23 protein-coding genes are annotated in these 20,706 nt (G+C 58.6%); 10 read left to right on the forward strand and 13 right to left on the reverse strand.

The features are described 5' to 3' along the window. Positions 1-58: 58 nt before the first annotated feature. Genes WG939_RS03735 through WG939_RS03745 form a run of 3 tightly spaced genes read right to left on the reverse strand, consistent with a single transcriptional unit; the run spans position 59 to position 2,053 of the window. Positions 59-910, reverse strand: a complete 852-nt coding sequence (locus tag WG939_RS03735; RefSeq protein WP_339982746.1) for a TIGR02569 family protein — start codon at positions 908-910, stop codon at positions 59-61. Positions 911-931: 21 nt separating this feature from the next. Next, positions 932-1,819, reverse strand: coding sequence for a DUF3152 domain-containing protein (locus WG939_RS03740; RefSeq protein WP_339982748.1), 888 nt, complete (start codon positions 1,817-1,819; stop codon positions 932-934). A gap of 9 nt (positions 1,820-1,828) precedes the next feature. Beyond that, positions 1,829-2,053, reverse strand: coding sequence for a DUF3107 domain-containing protein (locus WG939_RS03745; RefSeq protein WP_339982750.1), 225 nt, complete (start codon positions 2,051-2,053; stop codon positions 1,829-1,831). A 138-nt stretch (positions 2,054-2,191) separates the two neighbouring features. On the opposite strand from WG939_RS03745, the gene WG939_RS03750 reads away from it, so the two are divergent. Together WG939_RS03750 and WG939_RS03755 are read left to right on the forward strand one after the other, a co-directional pair. Beyond that, entirely contained in the window at positions 2,192-3,541 is a 1,350-nt protein-coding gene (locus WG939_RS03750) for a DEAD/DEAH box helicase (protein ID WP_339982752.1), read from the forward strand. Beyond that, positions 3,538-4,794 (forward strand): Rv3212 family protein, encoded by a 1,257-nt coding sequence (locus WG939_RS03755; RefSeq protein ID WP_339982755.1) that lies wholly within the window; start codon positions 3,538-3,540, stop codon positions 4,792-4,794. The genes WG939_RS03750 and WG939_RS03755 overlap by 4 nt, the downstream gene beginning before the upstream one ends. On the opposite strand, the gene WG939_RS03760 is transcribed toward WG939_RS03755, so the two are convergent. After that, positions 4,791-5,216 carry a hypothetical protein gene (locus tag WG939_RS03760; RefSeq protein ID WP_445227869.1) on the reverse strand — a complete coding sequence of 142 codons (426 nt, stop codon included), beginning with the start codon at positions 5,214-5,216 and terminating at the stop codon, positions 4,791-4,793. The genes WG939_RS03755 and WG939_RS03760 overlap by 4 nt on opposite strands. 37 nt (positions 5,217-5,253) lie before the next feature. Between WG939_RS03760 and WG939_RS03765 the strand changes: the two genes are divergently transcribed. From WG939_RS03765 to WG939_RS12040, 3 genes are all read left to right on the forward strand, one after another. Continuing rightward, a complete protein-coding gene (locus WG939_RS03765) occupies positions 5,254-6,222 on the forward strand; it encodes a diacylglycerol/lipid kinase family protein (protein WP_339982758.1) in 969 nt (322 codons plus the stop codon). Positions 6,223-6,540: 318 nt separating this feature from the next. After that, positions 6,541-6,801 (forward strand): WhiB family transcriptional regulator, encoded by a 261-nt coding sequence (locus tag WG939_RS03770; RefSeq protein ID WP_339982760.1) that lies wholly within the window; start codon positions 6,541-6,543, stop codon positions 6,799-6,801. A gap of 76 nt (positions 6,802-6,877) precedes the next feature. Next, a complete protein-coding gene (locus WG939_RS12040; RefSeq protein ID WP_445227876.1) occupies positions 6,878-6,952 on the forward strand; it encodes a 50S ribosomal protein bL37 in 75 nt (24 codons plus the stop codon). A 66-nt stretch (positions 6,953-7,018) separates the two neighbouring features. Here WG939_RS12040 and rsrA read toward each other — a convergent pair whose 3' ends face one another. After that, a complete protein-coding gene (gene rsrA, locus WG939_RS03775; protein WP_339982762.1) occupies positions 7,019-7,264 on the reverse strand; it encodes a mycothiol system anti-sigma-R factor in 246 nt (81 codons plus the stop codon). Continuing rightward, a complete protein-coding gene (locus tag WG939_RS03780) occupies positions 7,261-7,836 on the reverse strand; it encodes a sigma-70 family RNA polymerase sigma factor (RefSeq protein WP_339982765.1) in 576 nt (191 codons plus the stop codon). The genes rsrA and WG939_RS03780 overlap by 4 nt, the downstream gene beginning before the upstream one ends. A gap of 68 nt (positions 7,837-7,904) precedes the next feature. Here WG939_RS03780 and ybaK point away from each other — a divergent pair, with 68 nt between their 5' ends. Further along, positions 7,905-8,405, forward strand: a complete 501-nt coding sequence (gene ybaK, locus WG939_RS03785) for a Cys-tRNA(Pro) deacylase (protein ID WP_445227877.1) — start codon at positions 7,905-7,907, stop codon at positions 8,403-8,405. A 351-nt stretch (positions 8,406-8,756) separates the two neighbouring features. Here the strand turns inward: ybaK and WG939_RS03790 are convergent, their stop codons facing one another. Continuing rightward, positions 8,757-9,401, reverse strand: coding sequence for an SOS response-associated peptidase (locus WG939_RS03790; RefSeq protein WP_339982770.1), 645 nt, complete (start codon positions 9,399-9,401; stop codon positions 8,757-8,759). A gap of 19 nt (positions 9,402-9,420) precedes the next feature. Here WG939_RS03790 and aroA point away from each other — a divergent pair, with 19 nt between their 5' ends. The 3 genes from aroA to WG939_RS03805 are packed head-to-tail and all read left to right on the forward strand — an operon-like array spanning position 9,421 to position 13,023. Then, positions 9,421-10,728 carry a 3-phosphoshikimate 1-carboxyvinyltransferase gene (gene aroA, locus WG939_RS03795; RefSeq protein WP_339982772.1) on the forward strand — a complete coding sequence of 436 codons (1,308 nt, stop codon included), beginning with the start codon at positions 9,421-9,423 and terminating at the stop codon, positions 10,726-10,728. Continuing rightward, positions 10,721-11,734 (forward strand): ribosome small subunit-dependent GTPase A, encoded by a 1,014-nt coding sequence (gene rsgA, locus WG939_RS03800; RefSeq protein WP_339982774.1) that lies wholly within the window; start codon positions 10,721-10,723, stop codon positions 11,732-11,734. The genes aroA and rsgA overlap by 8 nt, the downstream gene beginning before the upstream one ends. Continuing rightward, positions 11,734-13,023, forward strand: coding sequence for a chloride channel protein (locus WG939_RS03805; protein WP_339982776.1), 1,290 nt, complete (start codon positions 11,734-11,736; stop codon positions 13,021-13,023). The genes rsgA and WG939_RS03805 overlap by 1 nt, the downstream gene beginning before the upstream one ends. Before the next feature lie 75 nt (positions 13,024-13,098). Here the strand turns inward: WG939_RS03805 and WG939_RS03810 are convergent, their stop codons facing one another. The 4 genes from WG939_RS03810 to WG939_RS03825 form a co-directional block, all read right to left on the reverse strand. Further along, a complete protein-coding gene (locus tag WG939_RS03810; RefSeq protein WP_339982779.1) occupies positions 13,099-14,373 on the reverse strand; it encodes a fatty acid desaturase family protein in 1,275 nt (424 codons plus the stop codon). Between the two features lie 10 nt (positions 14,374-14,383). Then, positions 14,384-15,439, reverse strand: coding sequence for a ferredoxin reductase (locus WG939_RS03815; protein WP_339982781.1), 1,056 nt, complete (start codon positions 15,437-15,439; stop codon positions 14,384-14,386). A 136-nt stretch (positions 15,440-15,575) separates the two neighbouring features. Further along, a complete protein-coding gene (locus WG939_RS03820; RefSeq protein WP_339982783.1) occupies positions 15,576-16,082 on the reverse strand; it encodes a DUF6912 family protein in 507 nt (168 codons plus the stop codon). Between the two features lies 1 nt (position 16,083). Beyond that, a complete protein-coding gene (locus tag WG939_RS03825) occupies positions 16,084-16,494 on the reverse strand; it encodes an HAD family hydrolase (RefSeq protein ID WP_339982786.1) in 411 nt (136 codons plus the stop codon). Between the two features lie 160 nt (positions 16,495-16,654). On the opposite strand from WG939_RS03825, the gene WG939_RS03830 reads away from it, so the two are divergent. Then, entirely contained in the window at positions 16,655-17,086 is a 432-nt protein-coding gene (locus tag WG939_RS03830; protein WP_339982788.1) for an Rv3235 family protein, read from the forward strand. Here WG939_RS03830 and secA read toward each other — a convergent pair. Both secA and hpf read right to left on the reverse strand, forming a co-directional pair. Then, positions 17,083-19,719 carry a preprotein translocase subunit SecA gene (gene secA, locus WG939_RS03835; RefSeq protein WP_339982791.1) on the reverse strand — a complete coding sequence of 879 codons (2,637 nt, stop codon included), beginning with the start codon at positions 19,717-19,719 and terminating at the stop codon, positions 17,083-17,085. The two genes, WG939_RS03830 and secA, sit on opposite strands and share 4 nt — an antisense overlap. Positions 19,720-19,912: 193 nt before the next feature. Continuing rightward, the gene (gene hpf, locus WG939_RS03840; RefSeq protein WP_339982794.1) at positions 19,913-20,575 is read right to left on the reverse strand and encodes a ribosome hibernation-promoting factor, HPF/YfiA family; all 663 of its coding nucleotides are present in this window, start codon (positions 20,573-20,575) and stop codon (positions 19,913-19,915) included. Positions 20,576-20,706: the final 131 nt, after the last annotated feature.

Consider the following 20,706-nt stretch of genomic DNA (forward strand, 5'->3'; position numbering starts at 1 on the left):
TTTGGCAGACCCGAAAGACACGGGGGATGCCAATCCCCCACGACTTCGAATGCTTGTTCTAGCCCCGGATTAAAATATCCGCGACTTTCTCCAGTCGATCGGACGCTTCATCCGTCACGTTCGGATCGAGGGCCGCAACAAAAACCCGGTACAACAAGGACCTCATCAACAGCGCTGTGAAATCTGGAACGTGGGAGAAACGGTGCACGATTCCCGAGTCTGTGGCGTCGAAAAGCAAGCCATCGACGGCAGCCAGCGCCGCAGTGTAGCCATGTGGGCGCACGGTCGCGACCAGGTCAGTAACCAGTGGGGCCTGAGTGCCAGAGAACAGTGTCGTGGTGAGCATGTCAGCGTGCCCAACATGCGATGGCGCATCGATGGGTGGAATCAGGCCGCTCAGACGCGCAGCCAAGGTCAGCGCGGATTCCACCTGGGACGTCGCCACGGCTGCCCCGTCAAGCCCTTTCGACAAGACAGACGCAGGATCGGACGACCACGCAGCCTTATCCGCTACCCGGTAAATCTCGTGGTCTTCCCACTTGCCAGTAACCGGTGCGGACGCAAAATCCGGAGCAGGAACGTGAGCAAGTGCGTCAGCCAGCCGAAGTCCGGCAATCACCACCTCATCGACACGCCCAGAAGCAAGCTCACCAGCGCCGAAGCTAGAGGCCTTCCAACCAGACACAATGAATCGACCATCTGTGGAACGCACAGGACGCGCCACACGCAGCCCATCCACTGCCAGATTCTCACGCACCTTTGCCGACCAAGCGGCATTGTCAGGATCGTGAACCGGGCTCAATACGACATGACCGATCCGAAAGCCGTAGTCCCAGGCGTATCCCAATGGCTGCGGGTCACCGGACTCCGCGCGGAACGCAGCGCGAACGTGTTCTGGCACAGTGTTCATTTTGCGTCTTTCTCTCGTGCGTTAGGACCGCGGAAACGGCCATGGGTTGAAGGTGCATGCGTTGTGATCGTCGGGATAGATCTCCTTCGGATCGATGCCGTGCAGCACCGAGTTATCCAAGCTCAACGTCTGCTGCATCATGATCGGAGCAAGCTCGCCAGACTTCGGACACGCAGCATGCTCAGCGTATCCCAGCCCGTGCCCGACCTCGTGATTGATGAGGTATTGCCGGTAGCCGCCGATATCGCCTTGCGAGGTAACAGCGCCTCGCACCCACCGTGACTCATTCAGGACGACCCGATTTCCATCAGCGGTATAGCAACTGGTTTCCATCGCAAGGTCAGCGCCACACACCTCATGCGTCGTCTCCACCGAGGTCAGCTGAATCCGCATGGTCGGATTCTCATCCGCGCGAACATGCTGGAACGAGAAAGCCTTGTCAGCGATCCATCCCTTGGGATTCGACAGCGTCGCGTCGATCATCGCGGCCACAGCTTGGTCGCCGCCGTACGCTGCCGTATCGACGCCATTTTCGACCTCGACTACGTAGGTGATTTGCTTTTCTTTACCTTCCCCTACCTTGGGCCCAGGCGCGCCAACAACACGAAAAGTCTTGTCACCACGAGCAGTGTAGGGTCCGCCGTCAGGCAATGCCCCCGTTGGCAAATTAATGGGAGCGGAATCTGCGGGAATCGGGCCAGAACCGCGTGAATCCTTTGATTCAACATTCATCGAGGACGCTGACGTTTGGGCACCGGCGTGCTGCGGTTGCTCTTCCGGCACTCCCTGTCCTCGAACGACGTCAACGATGATCCACAAGGTGATCACCAAAAGAACAGGGATGGCATAAGCACGCCACCCATATTCTTTGGCAAAACGCACCAAAGGCGATTCTGGCTGATCATTCATGAAGATGTATTAGCCGATGAAACCCACTGGACGGGTGGATCCGGAGCCCAGTTCTACATAAGCGATGCGGGACGCCTTGATCAGGAAAGTGCGACCACGGTCGTCGTGAAGCTCGAGGGTGCCTGCATCCTGAGCGAGCACTTCGCTGACGCGTGCCTGCAGTTCTTCCTTCGATGCATCGGTGGAGAAAGCAAGTTCGCGTGGGCTGTCACTAAAACCAATTTTGATATCCATAACGTCCTATTCTCCAGGTATGTGTTCGCGCCCGAAATGAGGCGCATCGTCCGATTTATATTATCCACACCCTGTCCGCCACTAGGTGGCAGGCCTGGCCGGTGTCGAAACCGCTGCTACTTGACTAGGATCAACATCGTGTCCGCTCAACAACCTAAGAATCCCACATTTGCTGAGCTCGGCGTAGCTGCAGAAATCTGTCAAGCACTGCGCGAGCGCGGAATTCACCGCACGTTTGCCATCCAAGAGCTCACCCTGCCCATCGCTCTTGACGGCAACGACATCATCGGCCAGGCTCGCACGGGTATGGGCAAGACCTTGGGATTCGGCGTCCCGCTGATCGATCGTGTCTTTGACTCTGCGGACATTGAGGAGCTCGACGGTACGCCACGTGCTCTCGTCGTCGCCCCCACTCGCGAACTTGCGGTTCAGGTTGCTGAAGATTTGGAGCAGGCAGCACGCCACACCCCGGTTCGCGTGACCACGGTGTACGGCGGTCGCCCCTACGAAGAGCAAATTGCTGCATTAAAAGCTGGCGTTGACGTGGTCGTCGGCACCCCAGGACGCTTGATCGACCTGCATCAGCAGGACGCATTGCAGCTCGACCGCGTGGCCATCCTGGTGCTGGATGAAGCCGATGAAATGCTTGATCTGGGCTTCCTGCCAGCGATCGAGAAGCTCTTGCAAGCCTTGACTCACAAGCATCAGACAATGCTGTTTTCCGCCACCATGCCGGGCCCAATCCTGGCGCTAGCTCGCGGGTTCATGCATAAGCCGATCCATATCCGTGCCGAAAGCGACAGCTCTCAGCACACCCACGCCACAACAAAGCAGGTCGTGCTGCAAGCCCATCGCATGGACAAAGTGGCCATCATTGTGCGGGCGTTGCAAAGTGCTGGTCGCGGGCGCACGATCATTTTCACTCGTACTAAGCGCAGCGCTGCCGAGGTGGCAAACGATTTGGCTTCAGCAGGTTTTACCGTTGGCGCTGTCCACGGTGACCTGGGGCAAGCTGCCCGCGAGCAGTCCCTCGCTGCATTCCGAGACGGCACTATCGACCTTTTGGTCGCTACGGATGTGGCTGCGCGAGGCATCGACGTTGACGACGTCACGCACGTGATCAACTACCAAACTCCAGACGATCCAATGACCTATGTCCACCGCATCGGCCGCACCGGCCGAGCCGGTCACAGCGGAATCGCCATCACCCTGGTCGGTTACGATGAAGTGCCGAAATGGCAGCTGATCAATTCCGAGCTTGACCTGGGAATCCCTGCTCCGCTGGAGTTGTTTTCTACTTCGCCGGAGCTGTATGAACTCTTGGATATTCCGGAAGACGCCACGGCTACCGTGGGGCCTCCTCGTCGTGTATTCGGCGGATTCCGCAGCACACAGAGGCTGCGCGGACCTAAGTCAGTGAGAGGAAAGAACCCAGCGTCAGATAGAATTACAGCTCCACGCCCGCAGCGAAAGGCAAACAACAAGTGACCGGAAACCACAACAATGCTCCGCTTCAACGATCCAAGAAGGATCTGATTGCGACTGCAGCTTTGGCCACAATCGCAGCTGTTGGAATCGGAACTGTGTGGGCCACTGCCCCAATCCGTGGTTCTGAGCTCACTCCTGCTGCGGAGCAGTACAACAACGGTGGCATCCTTGCTGTTGTTCCTAGCGGGCTGTCGCAAAAGTGGACCGTGACTAACTCTGCCGTTCCGGCTCAGAACCGGCCTTTGGTCGTCGATGGGCTCGTTATTCAGGCCGAGGGGGGCACGGTTACCGCACTGAATCCAACCACGGGCGAGGCTGTGTGGACGTACAAGCGAGACCTGGATATTTGCTCGATCAGCACGTCCTTTAGCTCTGTGGTCGTTACTTACCGCAATAACGCTGGTTGTGGCGACGTGACCCAGATCGATTCCAAGACCGGCCAGTACCGTTCCACTCGTAGCGCACCTGCCCCAGAAAACGTGGTGCCAGTTTCCTCCAATGACCGGGTCGGTACGGTCAGCTCTGAGCGCGTGGAGATCTGGCGCAGCGACCTTGTTCGCACCGTCGAGTATGGAGACAAGGACGCAAAGCAGGAGCCAAACTTGCAGCCTCACGAGGCCTGCACGATTTCTTCCGCATTGACCCGTAAAGAGCTGCTCGCTGTTGTAGAAAACTGCCCGGAGCAGCCGAACAACTCGATGCTGCGTTTCCAGCCGACCACTCCGGACGACTCCCGCAAACCAAAGATCAAAGCGGATGTTGCTGTCCCTGGTACTGATGCCCAGATGATCGCCATTGGCCAGTCGCAGGGCGCCGTCTACGTGCCAAGTAATCCTCCGCGCCTGATTTCCTACGATGACCAGGGCAAAGAGAAGGCTCGCCTAGATGTGAAGGAAAGCCCGCTGGTCGCGGACTACCTTAACAATCCAACTGGCACCGCTTTCTCTCCAGAGACTTCGGACTTGCCACACCACATGACGTGGTTCGACGGGCAGCGCCTGTACCTGCTCAATCCAGCTACCTTGGCAGCTGAGATTGTCTTTGAGGGCGCGCTTGGAACTGGCGTTGCCGTTGGCGACCGCATCCTCTTCCCAATCGAGGGCGGCATCGCGGTTGGCGATTGGTCCACCGGCAAGATCGAAAGGACGATTCCGGTTGACCGTGGCGATTACAAGGGCCGAGTTTCCCTCGCGGTGGCCAACGCAACGGTCGTCGAAAAGCGCGGCGACACTCTGGTTGGCCTTACCGGCTAGCGGTGGTTAGCCGTCGCCCACGCCAGTGACTTCGAGTTAAACAACAAACCAAGGCCGGCCACTGCGGATACCGCGGTGAGTCCGGCCCACACTGGCTGGCCCGCGGTCCACATGTAGTAGGCAACAACCAGCAGGAACAACTCAAGCATCACTACAGGGCCCCTGCCCCAACGGTTGCCTGCGTTCATGCTGAGCGCGCCCGCGAGGATCGCGCCGAAAATGATGATGAAGTAGATGGCCGTGCCGTAGCCGATGAGCCCGGCGCGGGTGTCAGTGTCCGTCACGATGCTGGGATCGCGATGTCCCACGATTTCCCGGTAGATCAAAATTGCGGCATATCCCAGGCCAATCAGCGATTGCAGCATGGCGAGATATCCAGCGTATTTAACGGGCGCGGGGACACGAGATTCTGTTTTCGTCACAGGCACATCCTAACCATTGCGACTAAACTGTTCGATCATGCGTGTCCTAGTGCTCTCGAATCCAAACTCGACCAGCTTGAACGATGAAGCCTTCCGCCAGGCAGTTGCGCCGCTGCGGCAGGTCGCGCATATTCATGCCCGCCACACCCAATACCGAGGCCATGCGACCGAGATTGTCTCCGGGTTAACGAAGAAGGATGTGGACGCGGTCATTGTCATCGGTGGTGATGGCACGGTCAATGAGGCACTCTCCGGACTGCTTGGCTCGCATCCGTCTCCTGATACCAAGCCGATGCTCGGTGTCATTCCGACTGGCTCGGCCAACGTCTTTGCACGCGCGCTCGGCTTCCCCAACGACCCCGCCGAAGCTGCCGCCCAGCTCGCAGACCTGCTCAAAGCGGGCACTTATCGACGCCTGCCGGTGGGACGAGTGAATGACCGTTGGTTCTGCGTCAATGTGGGATTCGGAATGGACGCCGAGGTCATTGGCCGAATGGACAAGCTCCGTGATCGCGGTATTCCTGCCACCCCATGGCACTACTCTTTGGTGACCTTTGGCGCGTGGCGTAAGCTCCGAATGCTCGAACCAAGCATCCACTTTGAAGCTGTCAATCGTACTGGTGAAGTGGTTACTGGTGACGTCCCGTTCGTGATTGTGTCGAATACCAATCCGTGGACCTATGCTGGGCCAGTTCCTCTGGTTACCAATCCAGATCACGATATTGAGGATGGCTGCAGCTTGTTTGCGCTTAGCGACTTCTCCGAAATTGGCGGGGTTCGTGCACTGGGTTCACTATTGATTAATTCACTCTCAGATTCAGCGAAAAATCCTCTGAATGCGCATGAAACGCGAGTTGACGATGCCACTGCAATCACACTCGAATCCAACAAGCCGTTAAAGTGGCAGGTAGACGGCGAATATGCGGGTGAAACTACGTCGATTTCTATCGCAACTGTGCCCGCTGCGGTCGATGTAATCTGCCCAAAAAGCTCCACTTTTAAGTGATCTTAGTTACATTTTGGCGTTTACCTCTAGCCAAAGCTGTGTAGACATGTCATGATTCATCGGTAACAAAAACGACGGGTTGAGAAACCGCAGTCGAACTCTTTGAGTACAACAGGTTAAGCCCTGGTGAACACGCTCCATAAGAGCCAGCTAGTTTCTAGTTCTTCATCACCGCTAACACCGCCACCCCACTCACCAACATGGGTCTGGAGAGCACCGCGCTCATCACACCCCTTTGTTGAGCTGTGCCTGGAGTGAGTTGTGCCCATGGAGACCACATACATCGCAATGTAAGAAGACTTTTTTAGGAGAAACACCATGGATTGGCGCCACGAAGCCGTTTGCCGCGACGAAGACCCAGAGCTCTTCTTCCCAGTCGGCAACTCCGGACCAGCACTCGCACAGATCGCAGCCGCAAAGATGGTCTGCAACCGCTGCCCAGTTACCTCTCAGTGCCTCGCATGGGCACTCGAGTCCGGCCAGGATGCCGGCGTCTGGGGCGGCATGAGCGAAGACGAGCGCCGTGCGCTGCGTCGTCGCAAGAACCGCGGTCGCGGTCGCACCCGCACTGCCGTCTAATTAACAGGTTCAGCGCTCACTCCACTAAAGTGAGTGGGAATCTTTACCCTTTTCCAACTCAAGCAAGGAGCAAGCCATGAGCAAGCGTGGCCGCAAGCGCAAGGACCGCCGTAAGAGCAAGGCTAACCACGGTCGTCGTCCGAACTCTTAAATCGAGTTCTTACCAAGCGAAAAAGGTCCTGCCAGACTTCACAGTCGGCAGGACCTTTTGCTTTGCCTATTCGGAGTAGCGAATCGAAATGGAAATTCGCCTCCGCAACTGCACCGGCGCTTGCGCTGCGCATGACTTGCGGAGAATCTCACGGACTTCCTCTTCAATGCAGAGCCGTTCGAAGCATTCCGGGCACCGTTCAATTTGGGCGCGCAGCTGCGCCCTAGTGGTGTGGGTGCAGTTGCCGTCGAGAAGCTCGGCGAGCAAGGCATACGCTTCAGTGCAATGACAAGCACAATTGTCGTTGGTCATGATTCGTCCTTTGCTCCGATACCGTAAGTGAGTGCTACTTCCTTTAACGCTGAGCGAAGCTGTTTTCTTCCACGATGCAGCCGAGACATGACAGTTCCGATGGGAACATCCAGGATTTCGGCCACTTCCTTATACGGTAGGCCCTCAATATCCACGTAGTAAACCACCATGCGGTAGTCCTCATTGAGCGCATTCAAGGCGGCCGTGATGTCGCTATCAGGCAAGGACTTCAGAGCCTCCACCTCAGCCGACTCCAACCCTGCAGACTGGTGCGAGGACGTGGAATACAGCTGGTAGTCGGTTATTTCGTCCGTCGGCATTTGCGACGGCTCCCGCTGCGCTTTCCGGTAGGAATTGATGTAGGTGTTCGTCATGATGCGATACAGCCAGGCCTTGAGGTTCGTTCCCTCCTGGAAGCTGCCGAAGGATTTAAACGCCTTCATGTAGGTTTCTTGCACCAAATCTTCCGCATCCGCAGGATTGCGAGTCAGGCGCAATGCACCACCATAAAGCTGATCGAGCAGCGGTAACGCATCCGCCTCGAATCGAGCGACCAGCGCAGAGTTAGTCATATGCTGCAGGCCTTTCTGTAGTTGCTTGCAAGCTCTCACCTATTCTAGGCACATCAGGAAAGTGAGAAATCGTGGCCAAGAAAAAGCAAGCAGGAACAGCAGCGCTCGTCGCCCTGGATAAGGCAGGGCTGGATTACACGCTGCACACATTTGAAGTAACCGGCACCCACTACGGTGAAGAGGCCGCTGACGCCCTGGGAGTCTCGCCCGACCGAGTATTCAAGACACTGGTCATCGACCTCACAGCAGGCAAAGGCCCCCGGCGCGAACTAGCAGTCTGCTGCTTGCCCGTTTCGCACTCCCTCAGCTTGAAAAAGGCCGCCCACGCCTTTGACGTGCCCAAAGCCACCATGGCCGACCCGAAACTTGCTGAGCGCAGCAGCGGATACGTCGTTGGCGGAATCTCGCCAATCGGTCAAAAGAATCCGCTTCCCACCATCATTGACTCCAGCGCTTCTGAATTCGCCACGATTTTCGTCTCCGGTGGCAAGCGTGGCATCGACGTCGAATTGACCGTTGCAACCCTGCAGGAAGTTACTGGCGCCGGGTTGGCTGATTTGGTGGGCTAGCTCCTAGCAGGAAACCCCGGAGGAATCTGACGCCCAGTACACATTCCTCCGGCCTAAAAGTAAGTTCTCGCTGCTAGCACTTGTGCTAAGCCAGGGGTTTTCAGAAGGCACACCACATTCCTCCGGCCTACAAGCATGTCCATGCTGCTAGCACTTGTGCTAAGCCGGGTTTTCCAGAAGGCACGGCTTACTGATCTACTGGGGTAGCTCGTCCCGGAACCCCCGGAGGAATCTGGCGCCAAGTGCACATTCCTCCGGCCCGGTGGTTGCCAAAAAGTAAGTTCTCGCAGCTAGCACTTTTGCTAGGCCGGGGGTTTGTATGATTCGTGCCAAATTCCCCCGGAATAAACCTCAACCCAGCAACTCCGGATAGTCATTCCGAACATTTCCCACGGCCTTGTCCGCGGGAGTGACTTTCAGCCCTTCTACCAGAGACAATGGACTCGGCTCGAGCAAGTCTTCGGCGCCGGTGAGCCATGGCATCACTTCGGAAGGCTCCAGGAATCGTGGCAACCTGTCGTGTAGCCACTTGAGAGGCCCAATCGAGGAGGTGGTGACCATGGTGGTTGACAGCTGGTCAAGGCCTGTGGACCACAGCCCTGCTGCCCACAGCAGTTCCCCTGACTCGGGTCGCACGAAGTAGGGCTGTTTTTCGTGCCACTCGTAGTAGCCGTCGAGAGGGATGACGCAGCGCCCCTTTTTGTATGCGTCGCGGAAGGATGGCTTTTCCGCCACGGTCTCTGCTCGCGCATTGAACAGGGGCGGCCCGGTGAGATCCTTCTTCCAGTGTGGGATAAGGCCCCAGCGGGCGGGCTCCAGAAGAGTTTCTTCGACACCAAGCCGGACTATCGGAATGACGTTCGTGGGCGCGATGTTGTATCGGGGTCCCGGGGTGCCGTGAGGGGCCCGGGTAGGTCGGCCTGGGTCGTCGATAAGCGCCGCGGTGTCGCCGAGGAGGGACTCACCTGTGGTGAAGAGAACAAAGCGTCCGCACATACCACCTATTATGGAGGACATGGATTCACAAGGTTTAACGCAGTGGCCCGCGCCGGTGGCTGAGGGGCCGATTTCCTGGAACACCTCGGTCCCTGGTTCCAAGTCGATGACCAACCGAGCGTTAATCCTTGCCGCGCTGGCCACCTACCCGTCCACGCTCAAGAATGCGCTGGTCAGCCGGGACACTGAGCTGATGATGTCGGCACTGGCTGAGCTGGGCATCACGGTGACGAGCACCGAGCCGAGCCACGGCAGCCCCTCCACCACCATCCGCATCGAACCGGGCCAACTGACCGGCGGCACTGTGTCGTGTGGGCTGGCTGGCACAGTCATGCGGTTCGTCCCTCCGGTCGCAGCTCTTGCCGAGGGGACCGTCTTCTTCGACGGCGATGTCGCAGCGCGCGTGCGCCCCATGAACACTCTTCTCGACGCCCTCCGCACCCTCGGCGTCTCCGTCACCGGCGACAGCCTTCCTTTCACCGTTGACGGGCAAGGCAGCGTGCGCGGCGGCATTGTCGAGATCGACGCGAGCGCCTCCTCCCAGTTCGTTTCCGGCCTCCTTCTTGCGGGCGCGCGCTTCACCGAAGGCCTCACGGTGCGCCACATCGGCGCCAAGCTCCCTAGCCTGCCACACATCGAAATGACCGTTGACATGCTGCGACGCGTGGGGGTCAAGGTAGACACCAGCGTCGCAAACGAGTGGCGCGTAGCTCCCGGGCTTATCGACGGCCACAGCTGGGCCATCGAGCCGGACCTCTCCAACGCGACGCCGTTTCTCGCTGCCGCCGCTGCCACCGGTGGCCGGGTCGGAGTCCATGATTGGCCTACTGAAACGCACCAGGCGGGCGACGCGATCCGAGGAATCCTGGAGCAGATGGGCTGCACAGTTGAGTTTGAAGCTGCGGGTGCTACGCACAATCTCGTCGTCACGGGCCCTTCGAAGGGCTCCCTGAAGGGCATCGACATCGACCTGTCCGATATCGGCGAGCTCACCCCTACCGTCGCGGCGCTCGCCACCCTTGCCAGCACGCCAAGCCGGTTGGAGGGCATCGCTCACCTGCGCGGACACGAAACCAACCGACTTCTGGCGCTGAGCACGGAAATCAATGCTCTCGGTGGCAAGTGCACGGAGTTTGAAGATGGCCTCATCATCGAACCTGCGCAGCTTCACGGTGGCGTGTGGCATTCCTACGCCGATCACCGCATGGCCACCGCCGGCGCCATCATCGGCCTGGTCACCCCGGGCGTCATGGTCGAAGACATCGCAACCACCTCCAAGACCCTCCCTGGATTCGAATTGATGTGGCAGGCAATGATCGATGGCTAACCGGCGCTTCTTTGACGAATCCGACATCCGGGTCCGACCAGGACGAGGCTCTCGCCCTCGAACCAAAGATCGCCCCTCCCACGAGGACGCCAAAGTGGGCATGGTGGTGTCCAAAGATCGTGGCCGGTGGGGCGTGGTTATTGACGAGACCGACATTCCGATCGTGTGCATGCGCGCCCGCGAGCTCGGTCGCACCAACATTGTGGTGGGCGACCGCGTAGGCATCGTCGGAGATACCTCCGGCAAGCCCGGTACCCTGGCACGCATCGTCCGCTTGGAAGAGCGAACCAGCGTCCTCAGGCGAACTGCCGACGACACCGACCCTTACGAACGCATTGTCGTGGGAAACGCAGACCAGCTGCTCATTGTTTCCGCTGTTGCGGATCCCCCGCCTCGCGCTGGGTTTGTGGAACGCGCATTGGTGGCTGCGTTCGTCGGCAAGCTGCGCCCCGTGCTGTGTTTGACCAAATCGGACCTCGCCGACCCCACCGAATTCGCCGCTGAATTCGCTGACCTGGATATTCCAGTGGTGGTCGCGGGTGTCAACGACCCGCTCGACAGCGTTCAGGAAGTCGTGAACGGCAAGGTCACGGCGCTCATTGGCCACTCCGGTGTCGGTAAGTCGACGCTGGTCAACCGCCTGGTTCCGGATGCGGATCGAGCGACGGGTGAGGTGTCGGGCGTCGGCAAGGGGCGTCACACGTCGACGCAGTCAGTGGCGCTCAAGCTGCCTGACGACGGCTGGATCATCGATACCCCAGGAATCAGGTCCTTTGGGCTCGCCCACGTTGACGCCGACACCGTGGTGAATGTTTTTGACGACCTCGCGGCAGCAGCCGAAGAGTGCCCGCGTGGTTGCACCCACATGGGCCCGCCTGCGGATCCCGAATGCGCTCTTGATCATCTTGAGGGTCCGTCACTGCGCCGGGCATTGGCCGTCCGCAAGCTTTTGGCTTCGCTTCGCTCCAACGACGACTGGGAACTCGGCATCGAAAAGGACTCCTGATGGCTGAGCGCACCCCGCTGGAACGAACATCCATCAGTCGGCTGTCCGTCTATTCCGTGATCACTGGCGCACTAACGGGTGTTGGCGTCGCGGCGTTGAACTGGTCCGTCATCTTTACCGAAAGAATCGTCTTCGGCGTCGATCACCTCCACAACCAAGACCCCACCTCCGCGGTGTCACCCCTGCGACACTCCCTCACCCTCATTGCCCTTGGGCTCGTGCTTTCCTGGGCGTGGTTCCTCCTCGATAGGTTCGGCAAGCCGCAGGTGTCCGTCCCCGACGCCATGCACGGCCGCACCATGCCGCTGCTAGCCACATCGGCCTCCGCTTTCATCCAGGTCATGTCTGTCGCGGCCGGCGCCCCGGTGGGGCGTGAGAACGCACCACGAATCCTTGGCGGGCTCGCCGGCTCTCGCATCAGCGCCCGCAGCAAACTCGATTCGGCTTCGAGGCGCATCCTCGTCGCCGCAGCTGCCGGCGCTGGTCTAGGAGCCACTTTCCATCTGCCTCTGGCAGGGGCCATTTTCGCACTGGAACTGCTCTTGGTGAGCATGAGCACCCAAGCCGTCATCGCCGTCATGCTCACCTCCGCAACCGCAACGGCAGTCACCGGCATCTTCGTGGAACCCCACCCCGTGTACCACAGCGTTCCGGTCACGGAATCAAGTACAACACTGATCATCGCAGTGGCAGTCGGCGCCATCGCAGGCCTTGCAGGCCACCTCTTCGGCAAAGCCGCCCGTTCAGCCGTCAAATCGCGGGCCATCGGCCGTCAAGTGCTGTGGCAGATGCCCCTCGGTTTCGCAGCTCTGGCCCTGATGTCTTATCTCGTACCAGGGGTTGGCACCAACGCCAGATTCACCACTGACAGCGTTCTCACTTCTCAAGATGCCGCAGCCGGACTGCTCCTGATCGGAGCCTTGCGCGTTCTAGCCATCCTCATCGCCTTCAGAGTCGGCGTGGTCGGCGGCACGCTAACCCCAGCATTCGGCCTTGGCGCCATCAGTGGCGCCCTCATCGGCGTCCTGCTCCATCCACTGTTCCCCGCCATTCCCTACGGAGTATTCGCGGTCCTCGGAGCCGCTGCGTTCCTGTCCACCGCCATGGCTGCCCCAATGTTCGGAATGATCGCAGCCATCGAATTCACCGACATGGCAGCCCAGGGATATTTGCCAGTGTTCGTCGCCGTCTGTGCCGCAGCACTGGCGGTCCGGCTCTGGGGATTGTTCACCCACGACGAGCGGAAGCTAGTGCCATTCACTTCCGCCCTCTTCACCAGCAAAGGCTAAGGAAATCTTTCCCCTACTGGGACAGCACGTCCTGGTAAAACGCCAGAAAAGCTGTCCATTGAGGGGAAAGATTTCCTAGCGACGCACGGGGCGCATGAGCGCGTAGCGCACTGCCTCCCCGAAAGTCGGCCGAGCTTCCTTCAGCAGCTTCAGTCCTGGGAGGAGGCCCCGCCTGCGTCCGTCGGCAAGCGCGCCGACATGCAGCTTCGCTTCGATGTCCGGGGTGAAGGCTTCCTCGGAACGAACCTCAGGCGCGTTGTGTGGGCTGGCGGCGAGCATCGAATTCGGCAGGGTGAGCTTGAGCAGCGTCTTTTGCACCTTGCCGAACTGTACCGGGAAGGAATCGGTGTTGTACGGCAGGTCGAATTCGCGGGCGATTGCCTCCACCTGTTTGCCGACCTCGGCGAGTCGGTTGGATGGCATGTTTGGGAAGAGGTGGTGCTCGATCTGGTAGTTCAGATTGCCCGAGAGGATGGTGAGGATCTTGCCACCGCGGAAATTCGCGGAGCCGAGCATTTGGCGCAGGTACCATTCACCCTTGGTTTCATTAGCCCACTGGTCCTTGGTGAATGTCTCGGTCTCATCCGGGAAGTGCCCGCAGAAGATCACGGCGTAGGACCACCAGTTGCGCGCAAGGTTGGCGAAGAGGTTTGCTCGCGCGGTATGCAGGAAGTTCGGGCCAGTGAGGGCCGGGTAGAACACGTAGTCCTTGAGCACCTGGTTGCGCACCTTACCCACGGTCTCCCAGAACTTTGGTTTCGTTTCCTCCCAGGTCTGCTTTCCGGCAAACAAGCGGCCGAGTTCAACGTCGTAGAAGGCGATGGCCCACTGGAACAGCGACGCAAGCACGACGTTGGTGACTGGCTGGAAAGCGTGCATCGGCGCCCACTTGCGGTCACGGGTGACGCGGAGCACGCCGTATCCGACATCGTGATCCATGCCCAGAATGTTCGTGTAGGTATGGTGCACGTGGTTGTGGGTGTGCGCCCACTGCGCGCTTGGGCAGTTCATGTCCCATTCCCAGGTGGCGGAGTGGATGACGGGGTCGTTCATCCAATCCCATTGGCCGTGGATCACGTTGTGGCCGATCTCCATGTTTTCCAGGATCTTGGCCAAACCGAGCAGTCCCGTACCTGCCCAGAAGAACGGCTTCTTGTGGCTGAGCAGCAGCAGTGCGCGACCGGTGAGTTCGGTGCCACGTTGGAACTTGATCAGCCCCTTGATGTACTTGACGTCGTTTTCGCCGAGGGAATCTTCTACTTCTTTCTTGATCGCGTCGAAGCGACGACCAATCTCCTCAATGTCCTCATCCGTGAGGTGGGCGTATGCCTGAATGTTTTTGATTGCCATGGTGGTTTCCTTACACGTCCAAAGTGAGATCGCCGTGGGCTACGCACACGCAGGTGCGGATTCGTTCGCCGGTTTCGTGGACCTCCCCGGTGGTGAGGTTATGTGCTGCCCCGTCCTTGATGGGTTGCACACAGGTATGACAAATGCCCATGCGACAACCGAAAGGCAACTGGATTCCTTGGGATTCCGCAGCTTCCAGAATTGTCGTCGCCCCATCGGCCTGGCATTGCCCCTTGCTGCCAAACGTGATGAGCCCGCCCTCGGCGTCAGAGGTGCGGTCAAGGCTGAAGCGTTCGGTGCGCAACTCAAAGCGCTTTTCGACGCCACCGTCCCACCATTGCTCAAGAGCCTCGAGCATCTCACTTGGCCCGCATGCAAATGGAGCTCGCTCGGCGAAGTCCGGAACCAGAGTGCCAATGTCTACCGGTCGGATTCGACCTTGTTCGGAGGTGATCCGCAGGTGGCACGTCAGGCCCGGTATGCCGTGCAATTCATCCAGGAAGAGCGCATCCTGCTCGGTTCGGACGGAGTAGATGAGGACCGCATCATGCTCTGGCGAGTTCTGTTTTAAGGAGCGCAGCATTGCCACGATTGGCGTGATTCCCGTGCCCGCCGCAATGAACAGCAGCTTTTCGGGCAGCGGATCAGGAAGTTGGAAGTCGCCTGCTGGGCGCGCGATGCGCACATCCATCCCCGGCTGCGCGTTATCCACCAAGTGCTCGGATAGTCGCCCGCCCGGCTGGGCCTTCACGGTGATGCTGAACAGGTCGCCTTGGCCGGAAACATTTGTCAGGGAGTAGCTACGCCAGACGAATCGGCCGTTGATCTGCACGCCGATGCCAATGTATTGTCCTGGGGCAAAGTCGACAGGGACGCCCCAACCTGGCGTGACGTCGAGGCTGATGGTGTCGTCGGTGTGCTTTTCGACGCGCACCACCTTGCCACGCAGTTCCCGGGTGCTCCAGAGGGGATTGAGCAAAGCTGTGTAGTCATCTGGCAGGAGCGGTGTGGTCCACGCTTTGAGCGCGGTACGCACGCTCGCAAGTGCATCTAGGGTGGTTCTCATATCTCGATTCGTTTCGCTCACAAAACCATAAGGTACGGTTGCGTAGCTTACGCTAGCGTAGGTTAGGTGCGCAAGCGAAACGCAAAAACTCCCCCGACCATTCCAGTCGAGGGAGCCCCAATTGCGAAAAGCGAAATTACATCAAGTCCACCAGAAACGGCAGTTCTACGGTGTCGTACCAAGCCATGAAATTGTCATCAGCATCGCCGACGGTCAACTCAGCATCCTCATCGCCCAAATCCGCGGCATCGATGACAGCAATCGCAGCAGCAGTTGCCTCCTCGGAGGATTCGATATCAACATGGAGAGCTGCAACCTCGTCAAAACTAATGCGCGCCGGGTTGATCTTGACCACTGCTTCACCCTGCTCCGGGGCGAGTTCAACGCGGGAATCGTCGAGATCAGCGGTGATCACCACGCGACGGTGCGGGAATTTCTCCTCATCCCCAATCGCGAGCAAGCGCAAGGACGCGCGGGCAGCTTCAATGAACGCGAAGTGCGCAAACTCCTCCTCATCGCCCTCATCAAAGAACTCAATGAGCGCAGGGGTGACAGCAAAGCCCCACCCAGAACGGGCCGGAAACGAGCCCTCTTCCTTCAGCTCACGCAGGATCGAGAACGTGGCAGGCAGATACACCCGCATCCTAGAACTCGCCTTCCAGACCGAAGAGGCCGGCAATTTCTACCACTGCACGATCAAACTGCTGGTAGAAGACACCAACCAAGCCCGATTCGACGGCAGCGCGGATGTTGAGGATGCTGTCGTCGACAAGCACGCAATCGCGCATCGGCAGGTCAAGGGCATCAGCTGCAGCTTGGAAAGCTTCCGGATTTGGCTTTTCCGCATCGATTTCACCGGAAAGGATTACAGCGTCGACAAATTCATCGTGCTGCCACTTGCGAATTGGGTCAGCGCCAGGGCCGCCCGGATCATTGGACAAGATGGCCGTCGCAACGCCTTCGCGCTTAGCAGCCACCAACAAATGGCGCCACCGGCGCTGGTCTTCTTCCGTTCCGTCCAACACTCCAACGAAGTCGACGATGAGTCCTCGCACGCTGCTCCATCCCGCTTTCTCAAATAATTGCTTCTCGACCAAAAATCATAATTCATGGCACACTTAGAGGAAGCAATAGCCACCAACGTCACTCATTCTTCCACAGCTCGAGCGGTGTTGGCTTGTCGCGATAGACCCCGGGACTGAATTAGAAGGACACATGCTTCAAACAATCCCCGGATACAGCCATCTCAAACTACTGGTTCCAACGACTACTACTGCGCAGAGCCCCCAGGTCACGCTTCCCAATAACGGCCCAATTCGGGCGTGCATTCAGGTTGTCCTCGATGCTGCCTGCGGAATGCGAACTACTGCTTCCCTGCCCCGCGCCTGGGTTTCCCCGCGCGTGCGCAGTCACATTACAGCTTTCCAGAAAGCGCACGCTATTCGAGGTCCTGTGGCAGTGCGCCATATCGACGTCCGACCGGCGCCAATCCCAAAGAATACGGATCCGCTGGCCATTCACATCGAGGAGTGCGTCGACGCGGTGGGCAGCTACCAGGTCGGAAAAAGAGTACTGGCGTTTGCCGCCAGGCTGGAACGCCCGGATGGCAAACGCCAGTGGATCATTCGATCACTACGTCTGTTTTAGACCTCTTCAGGCCCGAAGGTACGCATCTGATCTGGGCGTGGGCCCGAAGCCGCGCCGAGATCTTCCGCATCCAGCTTGCCGTCGTGGTTGACGTCAATGGTTCCGGCAGCTTCTGCCTTAGGGACAAACTGCTTGCGGATCAGGAACAGCTGACGAACAGTCTCTTCCTTGATGCCGTCCTTCATAGCAGCGAACATGTCGCCACCTTCTCGCTGGTACTCGACTAGTGGATCGCGCTGCGCCATTGCACGCAGGCCGATGCCTTCCTTGAGGTAATCCATCTCGTAGAGGTGCTCACGCCACTTGGTGTCCACCACGTTGAGGATGGCGACGCGTTCGATGTTGCGCATCTGGTCCTCGCCACCGATGGCAGAGACCTTTTCCTCCATGTCTGCGTACAGCGCGTGTGCATCATCAAGTACAGCCTGACGCAGGTCCTTTGCGGACAGCTCACCGGCTGCGCCGTACTCGGTGCCGTCGACGAGGGACTTCCACGTCATGGATGGACCGTAGAGGCTCTCGAAAGCGTTCCACAGGGTGTCCAGGTCCCAGTCTTCGACGTAGCCATTTGCCGTGGCAGCGGCGACGTAGTCAGAAATGGTGTCGTCAATCATGGCCTGGATCTGTTCGGAAACGTCAGCGCCTTCGAGGACGGAGCGACGCTCGGAGTAAATCACCTTACGCTGCTCGTTCATGACTTCGTCGTACTTGAGGACGTTCTTACGCATTTCGAAGTTCTGGGACTCGACCTGCGTCTGAGCGTTCTTCACCGCATTGGACACCATCTTGGAGTCAATCGGCTGGTTGTCTGGAATGTCCAGACGGTTCATGGTGTTTTCCAGCATTGGGCCCACGAAGCGGAGCATTAGGTCGTCGCGAAGCGACAGGTAGAAGCGGGTGGTGCCCGGGTCGCCCTGACGGCCGGAACGACCGCGCAGCTGGTTGTCGATACGGCGGGAGTCGTGACGCTCGGTGCCGAGCACGTACAGACCGCCTGCTTCACGAACCTTGTCGGCGAGTTCCTCAGAGCGCTTCTTCACGCGCACGATTTCCTCGTCCCACGCAGCTTCGTACTCTTCTGGCTTCTCCACAGGGTCGAGGCCACGTTCGCGTAGGTAGATATCGGCGAGGATGTCCGGGTTGCCTCCGAGCACGATGTCGGTACCGCGACCGGCCATGTTGGTTGCAACGGTCACGGCGCCTGGCAGACCTGCCTGCGCAACGATTTCGGCTTCCTTCTCGTGGTGCTTCGCGTTCAGCACGTTGTGCTTGATGCCCTTTGCCTGCAGCAGGCGGGACAGGTATTCGGAACGCTCCACGGAGGCAGTACCGACGAGAACCGGCTGGCCATTGTCGACGCGCTCAGCGATGTCGTCGACAACGGCAGCGAACTTGGCTTCCTGAGTCTTGTAGATCAGGTCGGTGAGGTCTTCGCGCTGGTTCGGACGGTTCGTCGGAATCGGCATGACGTCGAGCTTGTAGATCTGGTGCAGCTCGGAAGCTTCCGTCTCAGCAGTACCGGTCATGCCGGCGAGCTTGTCGTAGAGGCGGAAGTAGTTCTGCAGGGTAACCGTTGCCAGGGTCTGGTTTTCGGCCTTGATCTCGACGTTTTCCTTCGCCTCGATGGCCTGGTGCATGCCTTCGTTGTAGCGACGACCGTCGAGCACACGACCGGTGAACTCGTCAACGATCATGACCTCACCGTTGCGGACGATGTAGTCCTTATCGCGGGTGAACAGCTCCTTCGCCTTGATGGCGTTGGTCAGGTAAGAAACCAGCTGCGAGTACTCAGGCGCGTACAGGTTTGTAATGCCCAGCTGATCTTCAACGAAGGCGACGCCCTCTTCCTTCACACCAACGGTGCGCTTGCGCTCATCCACTTCGTAGTGGATATCGCGGGTCATGCGAGGCACGATCTGGGAGAACGCGTTGTACCACTCGGAAGAGCCGTCGGCCGGGCCGGAGATGATGAGCGGGGTACGAGCTTCGTCGATGAGGATCGAGTCAACCTCGTCGACGATGGCGTAGTGGTGGCCACGCTGAACCAGGTCGTTCAGGGAGTGCGCCATGTTGTCGCGCAGGTAGTCGAAGCCGAGCTCGTTGTTGGTGCCGTAAGTAATGTCAGCGTTGTATGCTTCACGACGCTGCGGTGGCGTCATGTTCGACAGAATAACGTCCGTCTTCAGGCCCAGGAATCGGTGAACACGACCCATCCACTCGGAGTCACGCTTCGCCAGGTAGTCGTTCACGGTAACAACGTGGACGCCCTTGCCTTCGAGGGCATTGAGGTATGCAGGAAGCACACAGGTCAGGGTCTTACCTTCACCAGTACGCATCTCGGCGACGTTGCCAAAGTGCAGTGCCGCACCACCCATGATCTGCACCTTGTAGTGCTTTTGACCAAGAACACGCCAGGATGCTTCGCGCGCCGTGGCAAAAGCCTCGAGGAGAATGTCGTCGAGCTTTTCGCCCTTTTCCACGCGCTCCTTAAACTCAGCGGTTTTCGCCTTGAGTTCTTCGTCGGAAAGTGCCGCATACTCGTCTTCGAGGGCGATCACTTGATCAGCAATGGCACCCAGGCGCTTGATAGCGCGGCCTTCGCCAACGCGGAGAATCTTGGACAGTCCAAACACGGGCAGTGGTCCTTACAACTTGGGGTAGGTAAAAATACAAATCTCCGACCATTCTACGCACAGTCTTATCTTGGGGCGGATTCATGGTGGATTAAGTTTCGGGAAAAGGTGAAAAATTCCTAGCAATTCTCACCTATGGCGAAACCCGCCCCTGGGCGGACGCCCGGAGCGGGTTTACACATACTTTCTAGGACTACTTATCTTCTTCCACCAGTTCGATGAGACCGTAGTCGAAGGCGTGGCGACGGTAAACCACGGATGGACGACCGGTTTCCTCATTCAGGAAGAGGTAGAAGTCGTGGCCAACGAGCTCCATTTCGGACAGTGCATCGTCCACAGACACTGGCTTTGCGGAGTGCTGCTTGGTGCGGACGATCTGACCAGGGGTAGCGTCCTGGACCTTGTCTGCGTATGGATCGACATCGAATTCGCCGACCTGCTCCTGAGCCTTCTTAGCCTCAGCTACCATTTCGGCTGCCATCTCACCTGCGCCAAGTGGTGCACGGTGACCGGAACGGCTGATCTGACGGCGAACCTTGACCTTACGCAGGGAACGCTCCATCTTTGCCAGCGCAGTCTCGAGTGCTGCGTAGAAGCTGTCTTCCTTAGCTTCTGCACGAGCGATGTGTCCCTTGCCGGTCGCAGTGATCTGAATGCGATCGCTCTGAGCTTCACGACGAGGGTTTGGCTCGTGCTGGAGCTCCACGTGGAAGAACGTCAGAGTCGGGTCAAGGCGCTCGATCTTAGCGAGCTTGCTCTTGACTCGTTCCGCGAAGTGATCGGGCACCTCGACGTTGCGGCCAGTGATGTTGACCTGAGCGCGCAGGACGTCGTTGTTATCAGCAGGTGTAGTCACTTTGCTTTACCTCCCGGTATCAGCCACCGCACAATGTGAGCGGGATTACTCACAACGTCCACGGTGACGCTTATCTTGCTACAGCCCTAATTTTACATCTGGTCATAACCATTGCGCCATGACCCCCCTCT

Origin of the sequence: Corynebacterium sp. H130 (assembly GCF_037572395.1) — a bacterium.
GTDB lineage: Bacteria > Actinomycetota > Actinomycetes > Mycobacteriales > Mycobacteriaceae > Corynebacterium.